We start from the raw sequence: 18,400 nt of genomic DNA on the forward strand, positions 1-18,400 counted from the left end.
AAATTATTAAAGCTAGATTGGCGGACGTACAATGTATGGCCGCATCATTTCGTAATCCTCGTGCTCGAGCATGTGGCAATGCCAGACATATTGCCCTGTATAGGGGAAGAACGGAATGATGATTCTTGTAATTTGACCAGGTGGGCACCTTACCGTGTCCTTCCAGCCCTGTTCTGTAAAATCTGCGGAGATTGGCGGGCCTGTGAATTTAATTTGTTTGGTCGACTTAAAGTATTCCACATCAAACGGGCGGCGGTCGATTATTTGAAATTGAACGAGATGGACGTGTATTGGATGGTCATCGCCATTAGTATTAACAAAATTCCAGACTTCAGTTGAACCCACAATGGGATTTTCGGTAACTGGATCATCCCATTTCTTCTTATCAAGCAGCAGAAGTGGTCTTCCATATTGATCCTTTTCCTCACTTAATTCTAAAAATCGATATTTCCATGCAGTCTGTTCCGGCAACCTGCCAATCGGGTCTAAATGGGGCGGAATCACAGTGGTATCAATCGTGGACAAGGTTTTATTCACTCGAAACTGCATAACTACTCCAGTTGTTTCTGGGTCTACAGGGTCCCCAATGGGGAAATGAGTTGGCGCATCATTTTTCAACGTAACCAGCGTACCCTCTAGGTTTGTAAAGTCTATGATGACATCGACTCTTTCCGCTGGTGCAAGCAATAGTCTTTTCACTCCAACCGGCTGCTCCAAAAATCCACTATCTGTGCCAATTTGGTAAAACAATTGCTTTGAATCCAAGGATAGTCCGAAGAAACGGGAATTTGCCCCATTTAACAACCGAAAGCGATATTTTCTTGGTTCAACCTCTAAATAAGGCCAAACCTTGCCATTAACAAGAATTGTTTCTCCAAAAAAGGACGATATTATCGAGGGAACGATTCCAGAATCATTTTTGTCAGGCTGTTCGGGATATAATAACGATCCATCCTCATGGAACGATCGATCCTGGAGAAGCAGCGGTATTTCATAGGGGCTGCTTGGAAGGTTCAGCGAAAGTTCCTTCTTATCCCTAATAAGATAAAATCCAGCCAGCCCGGCATAGATATTTAATCGGGTAATCCCGATTGCATGGTCATGATACCAAAGGGCACGAGCGCTTTGCTGATTGAAGTACTGATAAATTTGTTTTTGAAAAAAGGCTCCTTTCATTTTATAGTCTTTGGTAAACCAGGCATCGGGGTAGCCATCACTCGCTGGTTCTGTCCTGCCCCCATGAAGATGGACAACAGTTCGAACATCTGGTAATTTTTTTTTCGCTCCATGAACGGTGTGATCAATTGGAAAAAGATGTCTTGCTGGCAGATTGTTCGCCCATTTGACAAATACTTTTTCTTCTTTTTCAACCTCAATCGTCGGACCTGGATAAATCCCCTCATATCCCCAAATCGTTGTTTTAGGCAAATCGCGATGCAACGATTGTTTGGTTTCCCTCATGCCCACCTCATAATACGTGTATTCCTTTGATTTCCACTTTGGTTTTAAAACAGGGGGGATAGGTAAAGGATCTGTAAATTTCGTTAATTTCATGAAAATCTCACCTTTTTCTTGATGTTACTAATATCTATGAATGATTCGAATGAAAAATTAACCATTCTAGGAATAGCTTCCACCTTAATATAAATAAATTAGGAATTTACTTGTCTGAAGTGAGGGAGTTTTGATGGAGGATATATTCCTAATTTTGGATGCAATGAAGGGCTCTGGGAAAAAGGTACTTGCGACTATCATTCGAGTAAACGGCTCTGCTTATAAAAAAGAAGGAGCTTCTATGCTGTTTTTTGAGGATGGCAGTCAAATTGGACTATTAAGTGCTGGTTGTTTGGAGACAGATTTAGCTGAAAGGGTACAGGAGGTGTTCGAAAAGCAAAAGGCCTTTACCTTCCATTATGACATGAGCGACGAAAAGGATATGGGCTGGGGGCAAGGCTCAGGCTGTAATGGGACAATTGATATTTTGCTAGAACCCGTGACCGCTCAACTTCAAGAGGATTTGATATTAGTTAGGGAACAATTAGAAAATAATACTCCTGTTACGGTATTGAAAAATTTACACAATGTGGGAGAGTATGTTTTTTTCACCAAAGAAAAGCGCCCATTTGGTCAATGGTCAGGTGTCATACCAAAGGTTGATATCCAGATAAAATCTGGAGTCACTGATGGACTGCCTATTTACCAGGAAACCTATCAGCCAAAGCCACGATTGATTGTATTCGGAGCAGGACCTGATGCCAGACCATTGGTATCCTTGGGTGCAGAAACTGGATTTTCTGTTACGATTTGTGACTGGCGCAACGAGTTCTGTCAAAAAAAATATTTTCCAAGTGCTGAACGTCTTTTACTGGGATTTCCTAGTGAGTTGCTGAAAGAAATTTCGTTTACCCCCTATGATTTTGTGATTATCATGACGCATCATTTTCAGAAAGATCAAGAGATCCTTCTGTCCATACTTAATAAGAATGTTAAATACTTAGGTATTTTGGGACCGAAAGAAAGAACCAAACGGCTGCTTAGAAATGAGGAGATTCCCAAATGGCTCCATTCTCCCATTGGCCTCGCAATTGGTTCAAGGGGTTCTGTTGAAATCGCTGTCAGTATCGTAGCCGAAATGATTGAAGTGTTAAGAAAGCCGGTTCGTAAAAAGGTGGAGTTATTATGGACAGTTCCAGATTAGTTGGAATATATTTGGCGGCCGGCAAAAGCACTAGGATGGGAAGGAGTAAACTGAATTTACCGATCTATGAAACATGGCTGGGAAGCTTGGCCTTACGGGCTGCACTGGAATCAAAGCTGGAGCACACCATAACGGTTACAAGAAAAGGAGATTCACTTAAGTGGTTAGCTCCTTTTTCAAATAGAGAAGATGTAAGTATTCTAGTTTGTGAGGAAGCTGACCGGGGACAGAGTGCTTCCCTAAAGTCAGGAGTAAAGGCGGCAGTAGAACAAGGAGCGGACGGAGTAGTAATACTCCTAGCCGACCAGCCATTTGTTACAAGCGCGATGATTAATCGTTTAGTGGATGAATTCTCTGCTTCTAATGAGTATTCTCATTTAAGTTATTCGCAAAATGGAAATTCTAAACCGCCTGTTCTTCTTGGAAGGGAACTTTTTCCATCTTTAATGGAATTGGAAGGGGACCAGGGGGCGCGCTCCTTAATTCGCGGCGAGAAAGCATTAAAAGGTAAACAAGTGGAACTAAATGACGGCATTTATTTTTTTGATATTGATACCTTTGAGGACTACCAAGCATTACTAGAAATTTGGCCATTAAAAGGGAGGTCTGGAGATTGGAGGTTATAGGCAAAAGTGTCATTCGCAAAGAGGCACTTGATAAAGTGACGGGCAGGGCAAAGTATACAAATGACTTTCATTCAGTTTCAATGCTTACGGGGCATAAGGTTATCAGCCCTTTTGGTCATGCCAAAATTGTCGATATTGACACTGAGGGGGCCTGGAAAGTTCCAGGTGTTCGTGCAATTCTCTCTGGGAATCACTATCCATTAACAGGGGAAGCGATTCGCGATCGGCCTGTGATTGCGGTTGATAAGGTTCGTTACCACGGGGAAGTTGTTGCACTTGTCATCGCTGATTCTCCTGAACAAGCCAAAAAAGCTGGCGATTTAATAAAGGTCCAATATGAATTACTGCCGGTTGTCAATTCGCCTACACAGGCGTTTCAAAAGGATGCACCACTTGTCCATGAGCAATCAGGTGAATACAAGAAAGAGGAAGATTCAGATCCAGTGCCAGGAACCAACATTGCCAACCATATAAAAATCCGCAAGGGGAATCTGGATCAGGGCTGGTCGGAAAGTGAAACAATGGTGGAAGCAAGCTTTTCCTTTGCCCCTTCCGACCATGCGGCCATGGAAACTAGGTGTGCGACAGCGGAAATTCTTCCGGATGGAAATATCATCATTATGACTTCTTCGCAAGCACCTTATATGGTCAAAAGATTAATCTCCGATTTTTTTGGTGAGGATATCGGGAAAATCATTGTTCACACACCATTTGTCGGGGGTGGTTATGGAGGGAAAGCTCCTGTTCAGCTTGAGCTGCTCGCTTATGTTGCTTCCAAAGAAGTCGGAGGAAAACCGGTTAAGATTTTTAACACTAGAGAGGAAGATATTATCACCTCTCCTTGTCACATTGGTTTAGATGCCACTGTTAAATTAGGGGCAGATAGAACTGGGAAAATTAGGGCTGCTGAAATTCAGTTTTTATGGGATGGAGGGGCCTATTCGGATAAAGCCATCGATGTAACAAGGTCAGGAGCGGTCGATTGTACAGGTCCTTATAAAATTGAAAATGTTTGGTGCGATTCTTACTGTATGTATACGAATCATCCTTATGCATCACCCTATAGGGGCTTTAGTCACTCCGAACTTACCTTTGTAATAGAAAGAACAATTGATCTACTGGCGCAAAAATTAAATATGGATCCGCTTGAAATTAGGTATATTAATGCGATTAAACCAGGCGACACCACGCCGACCAGGGTGAGATTAAATGAAAGTAACGTTGGGAATCTGCAAAAATGTATTGAAAAAGTCAGGGAATTATTCCACTGGGATAAAGGAGCAGTGCAAAAAATAGATGAAAGATTTGTAAGAGTTAAAGGGGTCAGCTGCAGCTGGAAGACCTCAACGATTGACACGAATGCTCCATCTGGAGCCATTCTAACCTTTAATCCCGACGGCAGTATTAATTTGATGTCAGGTCTGGTTGAAATTGGTACTGGAACAAAAACAGTCTTAGCCCAAATTCTGGCGGAAAGATTGAAAATGAATGTTGACAATATACATGTACGAATGGAAGTCGATACTCAAACAATGCCTGAGCATTTTAAGACAGTTGCAAGCAGAGGTACGTTTATGGCAGGAAGGGCTGTCTTAAAAGCTGCAGAGGATGTCATCAAACAGCTGAAAGATGTAGCTTCATGTGTTTTAAGGGCGCCAAAGGAAGACCTGGAGGTGGCCGAAAGCAGGGTATTTTTAAGAGATGATCCAACCATAGGGCTCCATTTTAAAGAAATCGGTTATGGCTACAAGTATCCGAATGGAAACGCAATTGGCGGTCAAATCATTGGAAGAGGAAATTATATTTTAAGGCATTTAACACCTTTAGATCCTGAAACAGGTGAAGGGAAGCCAGGGCCTGAGTGGTCAGTTGCGGCATATGCAGTGGAAATTGAATTTGATCGGCGTAATTTGACGTACCGTGTCATTAAAGCCTGTAGTGTCGTAGATGCAGGAAAGGTCTTGAATGAAAAAGCGGCTTTAGGGCAAGTAATGGGTGCGATGAGCATGGGAATCGCCTTCGCGTGTCGTGAAACATTTTATTTTGATGAACTCGGCCGGGTCTTAAACCCGCAGCTTCGAACATACCGGCCGCTAAGATACGGTGAAAATCCTGAATACTTGGTGGGATTTGTAGAGTCCCCACAGCTTGATGCCCCTTATGGTGCTCGTGGAATAGGGGAATTAGGACTTATGGGAATGCCAGGGGCAATCGGGAATGCTTTGTCGATTGCAGCAGATGTTTCACTTCAAAATCTGCCATTGATCCCTGAGTTGATTTGGAAAACAAAGGAGGCGTCAAAGTAATGCTTCCTTTTGATTTTGAATATTATAAGCCGGAAACTTTGAAAGAAGCAGTTGATTTGTATCAGTATTTAGATCAACAGGGTAAACGGCCGATGTTTTTTTCAGGAGGAACAGAATTAATTACGCTTGGGAGAATCGATTTAGCCTATACGGATGCGGTTATTGACATTAAGGATATTGCTGAATGTAAGGTATTGCAGGTAAGCGGGGATCATGTGCTTCTCGGCAGCACTCTTACCTTAACTCAAATTGAAAAAGCCAATCTTTTTCCGTTATTAACAAAGACAGCAAGTCAAGTTGCCGACCATACAGCACGTGGAAAAATTACCTTGGGTGGAAATATCTGTGCGCAGATTTTCTACAGGGAGGCTGTATTGCCCTTTTTACTGGCCGATAGTCAAGTATTAATTGTTGGATCTGAAGGAAAACAAGTCATTCCCATTAATGAGATATTTCTCGGCCAACTCAGATTAAGAAAAGGGGAGTTTTTGGTTCAAATAGCAACGGAGAGCAGGTTTGTCAGGGCGCCGTTTATCAGCATCAAACGCCGTCAGCAATGGGATATGGGGTATCCGTTGATAACCATAGCTGCATTAAAAACTCACGATTTAGTGCGTGTTGCAATCAGTGGTTTATGTCCCTTCCCTTTTCGCTCCAAGGAAGTAGAGGCCGCTTTCAATAATAAAGGACTCTCGATTGAAGAACGAGTGGAAGGGGCACTGGAAGTTATGCCGGATCCGCTTTTAGATGATGTTGAAGGGTCAGCAGAATACCGATTATTTGTTTTGAAGAATTTATTGTTTGATGTGCTTGGGGCATTGGATGATGTGAGAGTTTGATAGTTTCGTTGAAGGATGGTGGTGAAACTTGAAATTTCATACAATCACGTTAAACATTAACGGAGAAAATCGAATGATTACCGTCAGGTCAGCTGATACTCTATTATACACTTTGCGCGCGAAACTTGGCCTGACAGGTGCGAAGCCTGGGTGTTTAAATGGTGATTGCGGAGCCTGTTCGGTGAATATCGATGGCTGGCCCATGAAATCTTGTTTAATGCTGGCCGTGGAAGCAATCGGGAAAAAGGTGACAACAATCGAAGGATTGCAAAATACTCCTATTCAACAAGCGTTTATTGAAAACTTCGCTTTTCAATGCGGCTACTGTACACCAGGTTTTATTATGAATTGTCACTCGTTAATTGAGCAGCAACCAGATGCTGATGATGAGACGATAAAGGAGTGGCTCGAATCAAATATTTGCCGCTGCACCGGTTATGCTGAAATTGAGCGGGCAGTTAAATCGGTGTTAAAAAAGAAATAGGGTGCCTGTTAGGCATCCTATTTCTTTTTCATTTGAAAATACATATCCAATACCCGGCGTCCAATTTTCAGGTTTGCTCTGTTATCCTCTTTACCGGCGTAAGCCCAGGGAACCAACACTGCCATGGCTACTTCGGGATTTGTACTCGGAGCATAACTGACTAAACTAAGGTTCATGACAGGTGGCGGCTCTTTTCCGAAACGACTGCGTAGCGGTCCATCATAAAAGGCCTCTGCAGTCCCCGTTTTACCTGCTGGAGCATAGGTAGCATTGCTGAAAAATTTATAGGCTGTACCGCCGGGCTCCTGCATGACCTTTCTAAAACCTGTTTGTACACGGTTTATCCACATTTTTTTCGCATCAATCGTATTTAGGACCGTTGGATGAATATCTTTTAAAACTGCACCAGGTTCATTGGACCCTTCAATTGGTTCGCGAATTTGCTTTACCACATGTGGCTGCATACGGTAGCCGCCATTGGCAATCGTCGAAACATACTGGGCTAACTGCATTGCAGAGTAAGTATCATATTGACCAATAACGAGGTCGAGTAAATATCCAGGGAGTTTGCTTTGCCCTTTAACACCTGTTTGTTCATTCGGTAAATCAATTCCGGTTCTTGTACCAAGACCAAATGATGCAAATGAATTTCTGATAGTATCAAAGGCGGTATTATCAATTTTCAAAGGTTTATCATATTCATAATGTCCGTTACCAATTCTGATGGCTGTACGGAACATATATACGTTGGAGGATTTTTTTAAAGCATTGATTTCGTTCAGTTTCCCAAGATAGGTATAAGATTTTTTCAAGGGGGTGGCTTGAATTTTCAGCCCGGCATCGTCAAAAATGGTACCGGGAGAAATGGCCCCTGTTTTATACCCTGTTAAGACGGTGGCACCTTTCACAGCAGAACCCACGTTATAGGTGGTCGTAAATGTTCCCAGAGCATCATCTACCATTTCTACTTTGCCAGTTTCCTTATTTCTTTCTATTTTTTTTCCTGACATGGCCAAAACTTCGCCGTTTCTAGGATCCATTAACACCACATAAGCCCGGTCGGTCAGACTGGTTCCAGGAAATTGCTTTGCTGCCCAAAGCTCTTCTTCAATAATTTTATCAACCGACATTTGTAGATCCATATCAATGGTAAGGACAAGGTCATTTCCTTTTTTGCCGTTCGTGATTGTTTGGGTTTCAATCACATTTCCTGTTTTATCGGTTACATTTTTGACTCTTGACTTGTAGCCATGAAGAATATCCTCGTATTGCATTTCGAGTTGGCTCTTCCCAATCCGGTCATTTCGGCTGTAACCCTTTGCTAAATAATAATCCAATCTGTCAGCGGGCAGGCCTTCATCCGACTTTGTTACCTTTCCAAGCACAGATCTTAATGTATTTTCGAACAAGTAGGTCCGGTCCCAATCTGTTGTGGTGTCAACACCTGGAAGGGATTGAAGATTTTCGCTCACGGCCGCTATTTCCTGCTCTGTAACGCTTTCATTTTTAATAATTTGGGGTGTGTATTTATACCCACTGATAAATTCTCTATAAAGGGCGAGTACTTCCAGATCCTGATCGATTTCCTTCAATTCCTGAGGAGTTATCCGATCCCGCTTTAACTTATATAAATCCCGATCGGATAGTTTTTTGGCTTCATATAAATTTTTTTCATTTTTGGTAATTTTGGCTTCGGCGCGCTTGGGATTCTTCAAAATCCAAAAATCCCGTTGATCCCTGTCTGTCACCTTATCTGTTTTCTTCTCAATAAGTTTTGCTAGTTTTTCAGCTGTTTCAATCATTTCATTTGTACTAAACCCTTCATTGGTGAAGGTGATGGCGTTTTTGGGAATGTTATCAACAATAACTTTAAAATCACAGTCATACATTTTTCCTCTTGGGACCGGATTACTTACCGTTATATCCTCTTTTCTTTCTAAATCTCTTTTAAAATTTTCCCCATAGACGATCTGTACAAAGCCAAGTCGTAAAATAAGGATAGAAAATAGAAGAAATACACTAAAAAACAATATATTTAACCGAAAGAGAAAATGAGATTTTTTCTTTTTTTGCTTTTCCAAAGGTTGCACATCCTTTACCAGCCAGTAAACATCTTACGATATTATTATTTTACGTTTCTAATCAAGTTTATGTAAAGTATTTCCTGATTCACTAATAATTAGGGGGTGAGAATGCGGGTGTCGACAAAATTTTTTTGAACTGATTTTTTTGTCAACCAAAAGATTTTCTAATTTTTTCCCTTATTAGAATTTTTATTTTATAATGAATTTGGATTGGTAATTTTTATCAACCATTTCCATTAAAAACAGAAAATAGGGGGTCTTCTACATATGGAACAGAAAGTAATTGATCCAGTTTTACAGAAGGCATTAGAACAATTTACAGCACTAGATAAAAAAATCACCCATTTTTCAAGTATCATAGGGTTGACTGATTGGGATCAAAAGGTCATGGCGCCGAAAAAAGGCAGAGCGATTTTCGCCAAAGCAACCGGTACTCTTAGGACTGAAGTGTTTAAGCTAATGGTATCAAGTGAAATGGGTTTACTGCTGGATACCTTATCTAAAACGGAGAACGAAAAGGAATTAGACAATAATACGAAAGCAAAGATCCGCGAATACAAAGCATATTATCAAAAATCAAAGAGTATTCCTGCAGAGCTTTTTCAGGAATACAGCATCCTTACGGCACAGGCAAATGATGCCTGGGAAGAGGCTAGAGCAAACAATGATTTTGCCCGCTTTTTGCCTTATTTAGAGAAAATTGTATACTATAAGCGGAAGTTTGCTGAAATATACGGCTATGAGGAGCATCCATACGATGCATTATTAGATGAGTTTGAACCAGGTTTAACAGTAAAAAGACTAGATCCATTGTTTGCTAAGATAAGAGAATCAAGTGTTAAACTCTTAGAGCGTATTAGAGGGAATGGAAAACGGACAATGGCCGAAATTTTTCAGCAGTCTTTTGAAATTGAAAAGCAGAAAGCCTTTAATCGTTATATCCTGCCGATTATAGGGTTTGATCTTGATGCCGGCCGCCTAGACGAAACTGTGCATCCATTTGCTCAAACTGTTAATACAGGGGATGTCCGATTAACGACTCGCTATTTAGAAAAAAATGTCCGCTCAGCCCTGTTTGGTACTATTCATGAAGCCGGCCACGGAATTTACGAGCAGCATGTAAATCCTGAATTTGAAGAATCCATCCTTCAAAGCGGAGCATCGTTTGGCATTCATGAATCGCAATCAAGATTTTTAGAAAATATGGTCGGCCGCAGCAAAGAATTTTGGAAATTCTTTTTCCCTAAACTGCAGGAGCATTTTCCAGCCCAGCTGAAGAATGTTTCCGTTGATGAATTTTACCGAGCTGTGAATACGGTTGAGCCGTCCTTTATTCGTGTGGAAGCAGATGAATTAACTTATAATCTTCATATTATGCTGCGCTATGAAATTGAAAAAGCGTTGATTGCCGGAGAGATTGAGGCAAAAGACTTGCCTGTAATTTGGAACCAAAAAATGCAGGATTACCTTGGGGTTACTCCAAGTACGGATACATTAGGCGTGCTTCAGGATGTTCACTGGTCCTTTGGCGGTATCGGTTATTTCCCTTCCTATTCTTTAGGAAACCTTTATGCAGCACAAATTCTTCGTACGATTCAAAAAGACCTGCCTGATTTTTATTCCCATATAGAAACTGGCAGATTCGACGTAATTCAAGAATGGTTAAAAGAAAATATCCATCAGTACGGCAAGCTTTACACCCCAAATGAATTAATCGTTAAGGTGACGGGTGAGGAATTAAACGCAGATTATCTTGTCGAGTATCTGGAGAAAAAATATGCTGAGGTATACGGGTTATAATTTATGAGGCCACGAACACTTAAATTTAAAGACGTAATATCAACCAATGAAGAACTTCGGAGTTTTATAGGTACGCCGAGTGAAAGAGCGGAAAAAAAGGTTATACATTATATCGACGAACATTGCCAAAATTTTATATCCTTGTCTCCTTTTTTGGTCATGTCAACTGCTGACAAAAAAGGGAATTGTGACGTTTCCCCAAGAGGAGACCAACCTGGCTTCGTCATGGTTTTAAATGAAAAACAGCTTCTAATCCCTGAACGACCAGGCAATAAACGAGTGGACTCGATGAAGAATATTCTCGAGAACCCGCGTGTTGGCCTTCAATTTTTTATCCCTGGATTAGGAGAAACACTGAGAATCAATGGTAAGGCCTGTTTAGTGAAGGATGATGAATTGTTAGAGAAAATGGCAGTAGGTGGGAAAAGACCTCTTTTAGGGATAGGGGTTGAGGCTGAAGAATGTTTTATTCATTGTGCGAAAGCAATATTACGCTCTGGGCTTTGGAAGCCGGAAACATGGAAAGATAAAGCCCACCTTCCAAGGGCTGCAAAGATCTTAGCTGACCACGCGAACATTGAAGGGGTTTCGGTTGATGAAGTCGAAGCAGGCCTTATAGAAGGTTACAAGAATAGACTTTATTAATGGCTAGTTTCTCAAAGATTGTTGTTTTACGTAAAAGTTCATTAACCCTTAAAACAAGATTCTTCGTGGCATCTTTTCGTAAAAACATTTGCGAGAATTGCCTGGAAACTTTGTAAATGACTCTTAATTAGTTCCACAAGCAACAAAGTTTACGAAAAGAGCCTTATTAAATTGACATCTCGAATAAAATATCGTATATTAATAGTAATTAAATATTTCCTTTTTAAAGGGGAGTAGCTGCTACAATAAAGTCGTCATTCCGAGAATTTCATTCTCCGGCTTTATTGGCAACATTTACGTTGTTAGCAAGACCTTTACTTTACTGTAAAGGTCTTTTTGTATGCTTTTTTACATGGCCTTTACTGTATACAGTAAAGGCCTATTTTTATGGCATAAGGAGTATTTTGAAAAAATCGAACTTTTAGGGAGGAATTTTCTTGGATTTAACTCTATTACTGGAGTATGGATGGGTATTATTGATTTTGGTTGCATTAGAGGGACTCTTGGCTGCCGACAATGCCTTGGTTTTGGCGATTATGGTAAAGCACTTGCCTGAAGAGAAAAGGAAGAAAGCATTATTTTACGGATTAGCAGGGGCGTTTGTGTTCCGCTTTGCTTCATTATTTGCGATTTCTTTCTTAGTCGATGTGTGGCAGGTTCAAGCAATCGGTGCCCTTTATTTATTGTTTATGGCTGGTAATCATATTTTCCGCAAGGTCGTAAAAAAGAAAGAGAATGAAAAGGATAGTAAGGTTCGAAAAGGCGGGGGCTTTTGGAGAACAGTCCTTTTGGTGGAATTAGCGGATATTGCCTTCGCCGTTGATTCGATTCTTGCAGCGGTAGCGATGGCAGTTGTCCTTCCAGATACACCGCTTCCAGCAATAGGCGGACTTGATGGAGGAAAATTCCTTGTTATATTTACTGGAGGAATTATCGGTCTCATCATCATGCGCTTTGCCGCAAATCAGTTTGTGAAGCTATTAGAAAAAAGGCCAGGTCTTGAAATTGCCGCTTTTACAATTGTCGGCTGGGTGGGTGTAAAGCTTGCCGTTTATACACTTTCACATCCAGAGCTTGCTATTTTAAATGAAGATTTTGCCCATTCAACTGCCTGGAAGATAAGCTTTTATGTTGTATTAGCTGGTATTGCAGCAGCAGGCTGGTTTTTCTCGAAAAACAAGGAATCAAACCCGCTGAAAAAAGAACCAAAGGTTTCATAATGAGTGAAAGCAATTCCTCTTTGGCGGGGAATTGCTTTTTTACATTTTCTTCTTTTTCTGTTAAGGTGAAAATATACTAGGGTGGAGGGAATTTTTTTATGATTTTAAGGGCCTATTTGATGATGGCTTTTATTGTAAGCTTTGTATGTATAATAGGCTTTAGTTTGATCTCCCTATTAATCAGCGACCAGAAAATAATCAGTTTTGACCGTGTGGTAATCCAGATGATTCAAGATCAAGAATCCCCTGGATTAACAAGTGTTATGAAGGTGTTTACGTTTATTGGTTCAGCATCCTTTGTTATCATTCTAAGTCTGGCGCTTATGTTTTTCCTTTATAAAGTATTGCATCATCGAATTGAACTTATTTTATTTATTACAGCCATCCTTGGTTCTGCCTGTCTAAATGGTATATTAAAAAACATTTTTCAGCGGGTAAGACCTGATTTACATCGCTTAATTGAAATCGGCGGTTATAGTTTTCCAAGCGGCCATGCAATGAGTGCTTTTACCGTTTATGGGATCATCACCTTTTTACTTTGGCGGCATATTCCGAATAAATGGGGAAGGAGTATACTAATTGTCTTTAGTATCGTGATGATCCTTTCAATCGGTATAAGCCGCATTTATTTAGGGGTACATTATCCAAGTGATGTAATCGGGGGTTATTTTGCCAGTGGATTTTGGCTGGCTGTGTTAATATGGTTTTTCCAATATTACAAGGAAAAACGTTATAATAAGAAATATAAAAGCGAGATATGAGGTTAAGAACTGAAAGCTTCGCGGTTAAAAATTGGAGTGATACATATTATTAGAAATAGTATTCCTAACTTATTTACACTTTTAAATTTATTTTGCGGTTTCTTGTCCGTGATGTATTCGGCACAAGGTGATTATAAAAATGCGGCCATCCTTATCTTAATAGGGATGATGCTGGATAGTATGGATGGTCGGATTGCGCGAATGCTGAGGGTTGAAAGTGAACTGGGGAAAGAGCTTGATTCATTGGCAGATATCGTCACCTTTGGTGTGGCACCTGCGATGATGGCATATTATTCCTATTTTTCTTATTTTGGGATACCGGGCATGGCGATTTCCGGTCTTTTCCCGTTATTCGGAGCTTATCGATTGGCAAGGTTTAATATTAATGCGGTGAAATCGTCCCTTAAATATTTCACAGGTGTCCCGATAACCGCGGCAGGCGGTCTGTTGACATTGTTAACAACGTTTCAATGGAAGATGCCTGAGATTATCCTGCCTATTTCGTTTTTTGTCTTATGTTATTTAATGGTTAGTACGATTAAAATACCGAGTCTAAAAGATATCCCGCTGCCAAAATACGGGATCATCATCACGCTTTTCTTAGGATATGCCATTTATTTCGTGTTTAAAAAAGAACAGTACCGGTTTCCATACTTTATATATGTGGCGATTCCTTTATATGTCGCTTTTATCAGCTACCAGCTGGTAAGGACAAAACGAAAACGAAATCCAAAATAACAAAAGGGTGTCAGGCACCATTGTGAATATTTCACATGGTGCCTGACACCCTTTATTGTTACGTTTTTCTTATTACATCCCGAAAGACATAACCCAAATAGATCCGGCAACTGTGACTACTGCGATGAAGAAGCCGTAAGCTACGTTGATTACCTGGGATTTTCCATCTTCACCTTCGTTCATATGCATGAACATGTATAACTGAAGGCCTGCTTGGACGACTGCAAGTGATCCAATAATCCAAAGTATGGTTTTAAACGGAAGGGAGGTTTTGATGGCAACTCCTAGTGCTGCAAAAGTTAGCACAAGAGACATAATAAATCCAATTACATGTGTAACAGGGAATCCTTTATGATTTTTCTCCATCTTAGGCCACCATCCTTGCTAAATAAACAAATGTAAAGATAAAGATCCACACAACATCCAAGAAGTGCCAGTATAAACCGATAATAAACGTTTTACGGGCGGTGACAGGTGTTAAGCCGCGCTGGAAAATTTGAATGATGACCATCGTTGCCCAGCCAATCCCCATGGAAACGTGAAGACCATGTGTTCCAAGTAAAACAAAGAAGCTTGATAAAAATGCACTTGTCTGCATCGTTGCGCCTTCATGGACATAATGAATGAATTCTGTAACCTCCATGAAAACAAACCCAGCCCCAAGTAGAAGGGTGATGATGAACCAAAGTAACAATCCATTACGGTTCCCGCGGCGCATTTCATAGATTGCGAGACCGCAGGTGAAACTGCTCGTTAACAGCAGGATGGTTTCTACCATTACATCCTTAATTTCAAAAAGGTCCTTAGGGGTAGGCCCGCCAGCATAGCGGGCATTTAGAACAGAAAAGACTGCAAACAATGTTCCAAATAGGATGATTTCAGCACCAAGGAAAATCCAGAACCCCAAAATGTTCATTCTATTTTGCTCTGTTTGATATTCAAGCGGCAAAGCAGTATTGACGTTAGCTGACATGGTTGTTCACCCCTTTATTCACACTTCTCCATGCCTTTTCAGTTTTCTTGATCTCATCTTTATGAACGTGGAACCCATCATTGTAATCGAATGAACGGATAATCAACCCAGCAAGGATTCCGACCGTAGCTACGAGGGCGGCAAGCTTCCATTCGAATACCAAGAGGAATCCAGTGATTCCAAAAATAACACCCATATAAAATGGAAGACCTGAATTGCTTGGCATATGGATTTCTTCTACTTCTTCATCCTTTAAAGTAAGGCCTTCATTGTGTTTCTTCATATACCAGAAGGCGTCGATTGATTTCACTTCTGGAAGTTTCGCAAAATTATAGAATTGAACTGGAGAAGCGGTAGCCCACTCAAGTGTACGTGCATCCCATGGATCGTTTGAGATATTACGGTCTGCATATCTTGCACTCCAGTAAATGTTATAGCAAAGGGCACCAAAGCCAATCGCTAGAATAACGGCACCAATCGTTGATACTAGGAATAATGGAGCATAACCAGATTCAGCAGAATAGGTGTAAGAACGTCTAACAGCCCCATCTAATCCTAGGAAGAACATTGGCATAAACGTTAAGTTAAATCCAATTGTAAAGAACCAGAAATGAATTTTACCAATTTTTTCATTTAACATGTGTCCAAACATCTTAGGCCACCAGTAATAAAGTCCGGCAAATACGGCAAATACTACGCCTGGTATTAATACATAGTGGAAATGGGCCACAAGGAAAAGGGTATTATGGTACTGATAATCAGCTGCACCCATTGCCAGCATAACCCCGGTAACACCACCGATGACAAAGCATGGGATAAATGCAAGTGCCCAGAGCATTGCAGTTGTTAATTCAATCCGGCCTTTTCGCATCGTGAACAGCCAGTTAAACATTTTAACACCAGTTGGAATGGCAATCATCATCGTCGTAATCGAGAAGACGGAGTTGACTCCAGGTCCTGCACCCATCGTAAAGAAGTGGTGAACCCAAACTAGCATACTCAAAAACGCAATACCAACGATGGAAAATACCATCGAATTATATCCAAACAATCTTTTACGTGAGAAGGTTGAGATAACTTCTGAGAACATCCCAAAAGCAGGGAGTACAACAATATATACTTCTGGGTGGCCCCATAGCCAGAACAGGTTCGCCCACATCATATCCATTCCGCCGCCTGAGATTGTAAAGAAATGGGTACCGAAAATACGGTCAAAGGTCATCAATGCAAGAGCAACGGTAAAGATAGGGAATGATGCGACAATAATGACCGAAGCAATGAATGATGTCCAGGTGAACATTGGCATTCTCATTAATGTCATGCCTTTTGTACGCATTTTTAAAACTGTGACTATGAAGTTAATTCCCGTCATCAATGTCCCAATTCCTGCAATTTGCAGGGCAACTGCATAATAGTTATTTCCGATACCAGGCGTAAATTCTTTACCGGCAAGAGGGAAGTAAGCCGTCCAGCCAGCATCTGGAGATCCGCCGACAACGAAAGAAATATTAAACAGCATCGCACCGCTGAAGAACAGCCAAAAGCTTAAGGCGTTCAATTGTGGGAAGGCAACGTCACGAGCTCCAATTTGCAGCGGAACGACCACGTTCATTAAACCAATTAACAATGGCATTGCTGCGAACAAAATCATGATAACGCCATGAGTTGTAAAGATTTCATTATAGTGCTGCGCATCTAAAAATTTCATTTCAGGGCGCGAGGTTTGCGCCTTCATTAACAGACCATCTACACCACCGCGGAAGAACATCAATACGCCTGAAAGGATGTACATTATCCCAATCCGCTTATGATCAACGGTTGTGAGCCATTCTCGCCACAGCCATTTCCATTTTTTTAAATAGGTTATACCGGCAACAATACCAACCATCGTTAGTACTATAGCAATCTGTGAACCTAGGATTAATGGGTTTCCTACGATGAAAAAGTCATGCCAATTAATTCCCATTGTGTTCACCTCCGTTAGAATCATTCATTTCCGTGTTGTTTTCTTCATCTTTAAAAATCTTACCTTGAACTCCGTGAACCTTGTATAACTCAGGATTTGTATAGGTTTTGGAATTCATTTTCCCATGGTCGACCCATGCTAAGTGGGTGCCAGTAAATGTTTCACGTCCTAAGTGGGTTGGTTTTAAAAGCTCATTGTATTTTTTCTCTGTAAGCTTAGGAGCGTTTGCTTTTACCTCTTTAACCCATTTTTCAAAGTCTTTAGAGGATTTAGCTTCAACAGTGAATTCCATATCGGCATATCCCTTGCCGTTAAAGTTCGTATTTCTTCCTAAAAATTCACCAGGATTATCTGCTGTCAAATAAAGCTGTGTTTCCATTTTGTTCATCGTATATTTTTGACCGCCAAGTGCAGGAACCCAAAAGGATTGCATTGTACCAGCAGAGGTTAATTTAAACTTAACCGGTGTACCAGCCGGAATGTTAACATAGTTCACAGTTTCAATGCCTTGCTCTGGATAGCTGAAGATCCATTTCCAGTCAGCTGAAGTGACATTGATGGTAATTGGTTTTTTATCTTCATAGCCTGCAGGCACTTTTTCTAGTTTATAAATGGTATTTACAGTAGGGATTGTTAAAGCAATTACTATCAAAATCGGGATCGCTGTCCAAATGATTTCTAATTTTGTACTGCCGTGCTCTTCAGGCGGTACGTAGTCTTTATTCTTTGGTGTAGCACGGTACTTCCAAACAATATAACCAAATAATCCAAAAACAACGACAACGACAATTAGCATAAATACGAGTGACCAGTTAATCAAACCAAGAATGTCTCTGGCAGCAGGACCTTTTGGGTCAAATACCACCATTTTGTTGCAGCCACTTAAAAATAAGACAGGCAGGAAAGCCAGTAGGGGGATTAAATAGCCCTTTTTAAACATTTTAAAGCTCCTCTCAGGCAAATTGTTCATTTTTTCACAATCCTTACGTGAATTCGTTCACAAACTTCAATAGGATAACTCCATTTTTAAAAAAATACAAGCAGAAAATCCAATTAAACTAATTATTATTTTAGATTAATTTTCGGATTAAGTTTCCTCTTTCACAATATTACCAAGATGTCTATGATGATAATATAGGTTTTTGAAAAAAGTTGTGACAAATTTGTTAAGGATTTAAAATGCTAATCATGGAATAGTTTGGAAATATCATTCCACAGCCTTAATCATTGTTGAAAAATGGCTTGAAATTGTCTATTTTA

General features: G+C 40.6%; 16 protein-coding genes. 10 read left to right on the forward strand and 6 right to left on the reverse strand.

What is annotated here, in order from left to right:
• Positions 1–12 precede the first annotated feature (12 nt).
• Positions 13–1,554, reverse strand: coding sequence for a multicopper oxidase family protein (locus V7161_RS27600; RefSeq protein WP_335715997.1), 1,542 nt, complete (start codon positions 1,552–1,554; stop codon positions 13–15).
• Between the two features lie 133 nt (positions 1,555–1,687).
• Between V7161_RS27600 and V7161_RS27605 the strand changes: the two genes are divergently transcribed.
• Genes V7161_RS27605 through V7161_RS27625 form a run of 5 tightly spaced genes read left to right on the forward strand, consistent with a single transcriptional unit; the run spans position 1,688 to position 6,953 of the window.
• On the forward strand, positions 1,688–2,698 hold the full coding sequence (locus tag V7161_RS27605) for an XdhC family protein (RefSeq protein WP_335715998.1): 1,011 nt from the start codon (positions 1,688–1,690) through the stop codon (positions 2,696–2,698).
• Positions 2,680–3,324, forward strand: a complete 645-nt coding sequence (locus V7161_RS27610) for a nucleotidyltransferase family protein (RefSeq protein WP_335715999.1) — start codon at positions 2,680–2,682, stop codon at positions 3,322–3,324. The genes V7161_RS27605 and V7161_RS27610 overlap by 19 nt, the downstream gene beginning before the upstream one ends.
• The gene (locus V7161_RS27615) at positions 3,312–5,630 is read left to right on the forward strand and encodes a xanthine dehydrogenase family protein molybdopterin-binding subunit (protein ID WP_335716000.1); all 2,319 of its coding nucleotides are present in this window, start codon (positions 3,312–3,314) and stop codon (positions 5,628–5,630) included. The genes V7161_RS27610 and V7161_RS27615 overlap by 13 nt, the downstream gene beginning before the upstream one ends.
• Positions 5,630–6,469, forward strand: a complete 840-nt coding sequence (locus tag V7161_RS27620; protein ID WP_335716001.1) for an FAD binding domain-containing protein — start codon at positions 5,630–5,632, stop codon at positions 6,467–6,469. Before V7161_RS27615 ends, V7161_RS27620 begins: the two co-directional genes overlap by 1 nt.
• A 28-nt stretch (positions 6,470–6,497) precedes the next feature.
• Complete coding sequence (locus V7161_RS27625; protein WP_335716002.1) at positions 6,498–6,953, forward strand: (2Fe-2S)-binding protein; 456 nt, start codon at positions 6,498–6,500, stop codon at positions 6,951–6,953.
• A gap of 17 nt (positions 6,954–6,970) precedes the next feature.
• Here V7161_RS27625 and V7161_RS27630 read toward each other — a convergent pair whose 3' ends face one another.
• Entirely contained in the window at positions 6,971–9,034 is a 2,064-nt protein-coding gene (locus tag V7161_RS27630) for a peptidoglycan D,D-transpeptidase FtsI family protein (RefSeq protein ID WP_335716003.1), read from the reverse strand.
• A 270-nt stretch (positions 9,035–9,304) separates the two neighbouring features.
• Between V7161_RS27630 and V7161_RS27635 the strand changes: the two genes are divergently transcribed.
• From V7161_RS27635 to pssA, 5 genes are all read left to right on the forward strand, one after another.
• A complete protein-coding gene (locus tag V7161_RS27635) occupies positions 9,305–10,837 on the forward strand; it encodes a carboxypeptidase M32 (protein WP_335716004.1) in 1,533 nt (510 codons plus the stop codon).
• A gap of 3 nt (positions 10,838–10,840) precedes the next feature.
• Positions 10,841–11,482, forward strand: coding sequence for a pyridoxamine 5'-phosphate oxidase family protein (locus tag V7161_RS27640; RefSeq protein ID WP_335716005.1), 642 nt, complete (start codon positions 10,841–10,843; stop codon positions 11,480–11,482).
• 437 nt (positions 11,483–11,919) lie between these two features.
• Entirely contained in the window at positions 11,920–12,702 is a 783-nt protein-coding gene (locus tag V7161_RS27645) for a TerC family protein (protein ID WP_335716006.1), read from the forward strand.
• A 98-nt stretch (positions 12,703–12,800) separates the two neighbouring features.
• Positions 12,801–13,463: a phosphatase PAP2 family protein gene (locus tag V7161_RS27650; protein ID WP_335716007.1), complete on the forward strand. Its 663-nt coding sequence runs from the start codon at positions 12,801–12,803 to the stop codon at positions 13,461–13,463.
• A gap of 36 nt (positions 13,464–13,499) precedes the next feature.
• Positions 13,500–14,201: a CDP-diacylglycerol--serine O-phosphatidyltransferase gene (gene pssA / locus V7161_RS27655; protein ID WP_335716008.1), complete on the forward strand. Its 702-nt coding sequence runs from the start codon at positions 13,500–13,502 to the stop codon at positions 14,199–14,201.
• A gap of 72 nt (positions 14,202–14,273) precedes the next feature.
• Here the strand turns inward: pssA and qoxD are convergent, their stop codons facing one another.
• Genes qoxD through qoxA form a run of 4 tightly spaced genes read right to left on the reverse strand, consistent with a single transcriptional unit; the run spans position 14,274 to position 18,080 of the window.
• A complete protein-coding gene (gene qoxD, locus V7161_RS27660; protein WP_223587826.1) occupies positions 14,274–14,567 on the reverse strand; it encodes a cytochrome aa3 quinol oxidase subunit IV in 294 nt (97 codons plus the stop codon).
• A 1-nt stretch (position 14,568) separates the two neighbouring features.
• Positions 14,569–15,174, reverse strand: a complete 606-nt coding sequence (gene qoxC, locus V7161_RS27665; protein WP_223587825.1) for a cytochrome aa3 quinol oxidase subunit III — start codon at positions 15,172–15,174, stop codon at positions 14,569–14,571.
• The gene (gene qoxB / locus V7161_RS27670) at positions 15,164–17,140 is read right to left on the reverse strand and encodes a cytochrome aa3 quinol oxidase subunit I (protein WP_335716009.1); all 1,977 of its coding nucleotides are present in this window, start codon (positions 17,138–17,140) and stop codon (positions 15,164–15,166) included. Before qoxB ends, qoxC begins: the two co-directional genes overlap by 11 nt.
• A complete protein-coding gene (gene qoxA / locus V7161_RS27675) occupies positions 17,130–18,080 on the reverse strand; it encodes a cytochrome aa3 quinol oxidase subunit II (RefSeq protein WP_335716010.1) in 951 nt (316 codons plus the stop codon). Before qoxA ends, qoxB begins: the two co-directional genes overlap by 11 nt.
• Positions 18,081–18,400: the final 320 nt, after the last annotated feature.

The organism is Neobacillus drentensis, assembly GCF_036965425.1.
Taxonomy (GTDB): Bacteria; Bacillota; Bacilli; order Bacillales; family Cytobacillaceae; genus Neobacillus; species Neobacillus drentensis_F.